The sequence below is a fragment of the Mucilaginibacter sp. genome (assembly GCF_028288105.1).
Classification (GTDB): Bacteria; Bacteroidota; Bacteroidia; order Sphingobacteriales; family Sphingobacteriaceae; genus Mucilaginibacter.
Genome location: NZ_JAQBOI010000171.1, coordinates 1 through 4,038, shown reverse-complemented (window position 1 = coordinate 4,038; position 4,038 = coordinate 1). Strand labels below are relative to the sequence as shown.

4 protein-coding genes and 2 pseudogenes are annotated in these 4,038 nt (G+C 39.7%); 5 read left to right on the top strand and 1 reads right to left on the bottom strand.

Annotated elements, in window-relative coordinates:
* A pseudogene (locus JWQ85_RS11915) lies at nucleotides 1-348 on the top strand (prephenate dehydrogenase); the annotation flags it as partial.
* Between the two features lie 20 nt (nucleotides 349-368).
* Here JWQ85_RS11915 and JWQ85_RS11910 read toward each other — a convergent pair.
* A complete protein-coding gene (locus JWQ85_RS11910) occupies nucleotides 369-1,898 on the bottom strand; it encodes a rhomboid family intramembrane serine protease (protein ID WP_299468186.1) in 1,530 nt (509 codons plus the stop codon).
* Nucleotides 1,899-2,133: 235 nt separating this feature from the next.
* Here JWQ85_RS11910 and rplC point away from each other — a divergent pair, with 235 nt between their 5' ends.
* From rplC to rplB, 4 genes and pseudogenes are all read left to right on the top strand, one after another.
* Nucleotides 2,134-2,751 carry a 50S ribosomal protein L3 gene (gene rplC / locus JWQ85_RS11905; protein ID WP_129876531.1) on the top strand — a complete coding sequence of 206 codons (618 nt, stop codon included), beginning with the start codon at nucleotides 2,134-2,136 and terminating at the stop codon, nucleotides 2,749-2,751.
* A gap of 1 nt (nucleotide 2,752) precedes the next feature.
* Nucleotides 2,753-3,385: a 50S ribosomal protein L4 gene (rplD, locus tag JWQ85_RS11900; RefSeq protein ID WP_256540996.1), complete on the top strand. Its 633-nt coding sequence runs from the start codon at nucleotides 2,753-2,755 to the stop codon at nucleotides 3,383-3,385.
* A 2-nt stretch (nucleotides 3,386-3,387) separates the two neighbouring features.
* Entirely contained in the window at nucleotides 3,388-3,678 is a 291-nt protein-coding gene (gene rplW, locus JWQ85_RS11895; RefSeq protein ID WP_121245911.1) for a 50S ribosomal protein L23, read from the top strand.
* An 8-nt stretch (nucleotides 3,679-3,686) separates the two neighbouring features.
* A pseudogene (gene rplB, locus JWQ85_RS11890) lies at nucleotides 3,687-4,038 on the top strand (50S ribosomal protein L2); the annotation flags it as partial.

The following is a 4,038-nucleotide window of genomic DNA, read 5'->3' as shown; positions in this document are numbered from 1 at the left end:
AGTATATTAAGTATGGTTGATGCCTGGTACCATTTAGGGGTTAACCCGTATGATAACTTGATCTGCCAGACACCACCGTTCCGCCTGCGCTTAGGTATTGCTGAATATCTGTTTAAAGACGAAGAGTTATTGGAAGAATCTATCCAGGCGGCCTTATACGATAAAACTATCCGTGGCGACGATTTAGAGTTTCATTCGGCAGTGCGCGAGTGGTCGTCTATAATAGGTTACGGCGATATGGAAGGCTACAAGAAGCATTTTAACGAGGTACAGGCATTCTTTCAAGGCAGGCTGGAAGAAGGCAACAAGCAAAGCGCCGAGTTGATAAGAAGGCTGATGACGGGGTAGGAGTGTTGGGGTAAAAGGCATTAGTCACTGCTTTCCTCAATTTTTCCCCATTCAGTACGTAAAGTGTTTATTTTTTGAGTTGCACTGTTAATTTCGTTTCGATATTTAACGCGATCGTTATCAATGAATTCTTTATAAATTAAAGTATAGAGCTTACACTCCTCAAGTATAATTTTTGATTTTATTGTAGCTACTTGTTTTTGCTTTTTGGGTAGACTGAGCTTATCCATTCGTATCCCAACTTTGCTGAGAGAATCTATCTCGGGCAGGGCCTTGTTCTTAAACATGACTAAACGCTGATCGTGCGTAAGCTCATAATTTTTATAAAAATCATTGTTTAGCGCCATTGATAATTTTTGGGTACGGTCTGTTAGCCGTTGCAGTTCCTTCAATTCATAAATAGGTGCAAGCCAGATACAGGTTGAGGTATATACAACCGTAATTAACAATGCAGCTGCGGCGACTAAATTTTGTTTTTGATACTTTATTCCCCAATATGCGATCCATCCAAAAACATAGCCCGATATCAACCCGCTAAAATGTGCGGCATGATCAATTTGGCGGCCAATAGGTATAATATTATAGGCAACAAAAATGGTAGTGCTTATTAATAATGCACGGCGGGCGTTAATTTCATAAAAGGTGGTGCTAAGTAAGGCAAGTAACACACCAAACAATCCAAATATAGCGCCCGAGGCCCCGGCACTTATACCTTGGTCACGCCATATTACCGATGTAATACTGGCGCACACTCCTGTAAGAAGGTAAATAAACAGATAGTTCCATTTACCCAACTTGCACTCTATAAGCGAGCCAATGTAAATAAGCGCTATCATATTACCTGCAATATGCATTATAGAAAAATGCAGGAACGTATTAGTAACCAGGCGCCATACCTGCCCGCTAAGTACCTGTGTACGGCTACCAAATCCGAGCGATAAATAGATATCTTCCCAGTTGTTTAAGTTTTGAAGATTATCATGGTGTTGGGCGGTTTGCATCGATAAAACTACAGCCATGGCGGCCATAATTACCATAGATATTAAATAAACCGCGATATTTGATAAAACCAATACAGGTGTTATAGTGTAGCCTTTAGTAGGAGTGAAGGCCGATAAAAAGCTTCGAAGTTTTTCTTTATAGCCCAATGGTGGGTTATCAAAGCTAATAAACTGCCGGTCGGGGATATTATCCATTAGTTCCTGCGTAGTTTCCTGCAGGTTTTGCTTCAAATGGTATTCTACATAGGTAATTTCGCCATATAGCAATTCAAGGTTTTTCTCGTTTTTTTCGTAATCTGTGAAAAGCGCCTGGTAGCCAACGCATTCACTTTTAATAATAGCCTGGTTATTAACTATGTGTACCGAAACCTCTTCGGCGTATGAAGCCCATGATATATTTGTATAAGCAATAATACCATCGTTGTTAAAATAATCTATATGCCAGCCAAGATTGTTAAACGCATGATAAATGAGTGTAAGATAGTGATCGGCACTATACTCGTTAAGGGGGATGACTGCAATTTTACGTGGAGATATGCCCCAAGCCATAATATAGATTTAGGTGTAATTGGTAAATATACGTCATCGGTTTTAATACACAAGCAGTAGCCTAATAATCATTATTATAAATCATAAAATGGGTTACCGAATATTTATTTAAAAATAACTTACTAACTATTTGAAAATTAATGTAAAGTTTCTATCTTTGCCGTCCCTTAAGGGGGAAATAATATGCCTTGAACGAAGCCCTACTGCTTCGATGGGCACAAATAAAATAAAGAAAATGTCAGGAATTATTGGTAAAAAAGTAGGAATGACCAGCATTTTCGATGAAGCGGGGAAAAATATTCCTTGTACTGTAATCGAAGCTGGCCCTTGCGTAGTAACCCAAATCAGGTCTGTAGAAACAGACGGATATGCAGCTGTACAGTTAGCATATGGCGAGAAGAAGGAAAAAAACACCTCTGGTCCGTTAAAAGGCCATTTCCAAAAAGCCGGTACTACTCCAAAACGTAAATTAGTTGAATTTAAAACTTTCGAAGACGAAAAAGCTCTTGGTGACACTGTTACTGTTGAGATTTTTGCCGCCGGCGATTACGTTGATGTAGTAGGTACTTCAAAAGGTAAAGGATTTCAGGGTGTTGTAAAGCGTCACGGTTTTGGTGGTGTGGGTATGCAAACTCACGGTCAACACAATCGTTTACGTGCCCCAGGTTCATTAGGAGCCTCTTCATGGCCTTCACGTGTATTTAAAGGCATGCGTATGGCTGGTCAAATGGGTAACGTTCGTGTTAAAGTGCAAAACCTTGAAGTGGTTAAAGTATTTGCCGAGCAAAACTTAATCGTGGTTAAAGGTTCTATCCCCGGAGCTAAGGGTTCATTCGTAATAGTGGATAAATAAGATGGAAATCAACGTATTAAATCTATCAGGTAAAGAAACAGGTGCCAAGGTGCAACTGCCTGAGTCCGTATTCGGAGTAGAGCCTAACGATCATGCTATTTACTTAGATGTAAAGCAGTTCTTAGCTAACCAACGCCAGGGTACGCACAAATCAAAACAACGTAATGAAATTGCAGGTTCGACCCGCAAATTACATAAACAAAAAGGTACAGGCGGCGCCCGTGCAGGTAGCATCAAATCTCCATTATTTAATGGTGGTGGACGTGTGTTTGGCCCGCAGCCGCGCGATTACAGCTTTAAATTAAACAAAAAGCTTAAATCATTAGCCCGTGCATCAGCTTTATCATACAAAGCAAAGGATAACAATATATTGGTTCTGGAAGATTTCAACTTTGATGCTATCAAAACCAAAACATACATTAAAATGGAAGCTGACCTGAATGTTACTAACGATAAAACGTTATTAGTATTAGCAGGTGTAGAAAACAACAACGTGTATTTATCAAGCAGGAACCTGAAGAAAACTAAGGTTATTTCGGTTGAGCAGCTTAACACTTATGATGTGTTAAACGCTGGTAAACTAATCTTAACTACAGGCGCTGTTAAAACTTTGGAGGAAGCATTAGCTAAGTAATTATGGAAATTTTAAAGAAACCCTTACTTACTGAAAAAGTAGCTCAACTAACTGAGAAACTTAATCGCTATGCGTTTAAAGTGGATCACAGAGCCAACAAAATTCAGATCAAAGGCGCTATTGAGGCTATGTATGGTGTTAACGTTACAGCAGTTAACACAATGAAATACGTAGGTAAACTTAAAACCCGCAATACAAAAGCAGGTGCAGTATCAGGCCGCGCTGCTACGTATAAGAAAGCCATCATCACGCTGAAGGATGGTGAAACAATAGATTTTTACAGCAATATATAATATAAGACATGGCAGTAAAGAGATTTAAACCGGTCACCCCGGGTACCCGCTTCAGAATTGATGTATCTAATTCGGATATTACAACAAACGTTCCTGAAAAGTCGTTGGTTGTATCTGCGAACACAAGATCGGGCGGACGTAACCACAGCGGTAAAATGACTATGCGCTACCTGGGTGGTGGCCATAAACAAGCATATAGGTTGATTGACTTCAAACGTAATAAATTTGACATCCCGGCAAAAGTTGCAACTATTGAGTATGATCCAAACAGATCTGCACGTATAGCCCTGTTACATTTTGTTGATGGTGAAAAACGATACATGATAGCTCCGGAAGGCTTAACAGTTGGAACGGTAGTTG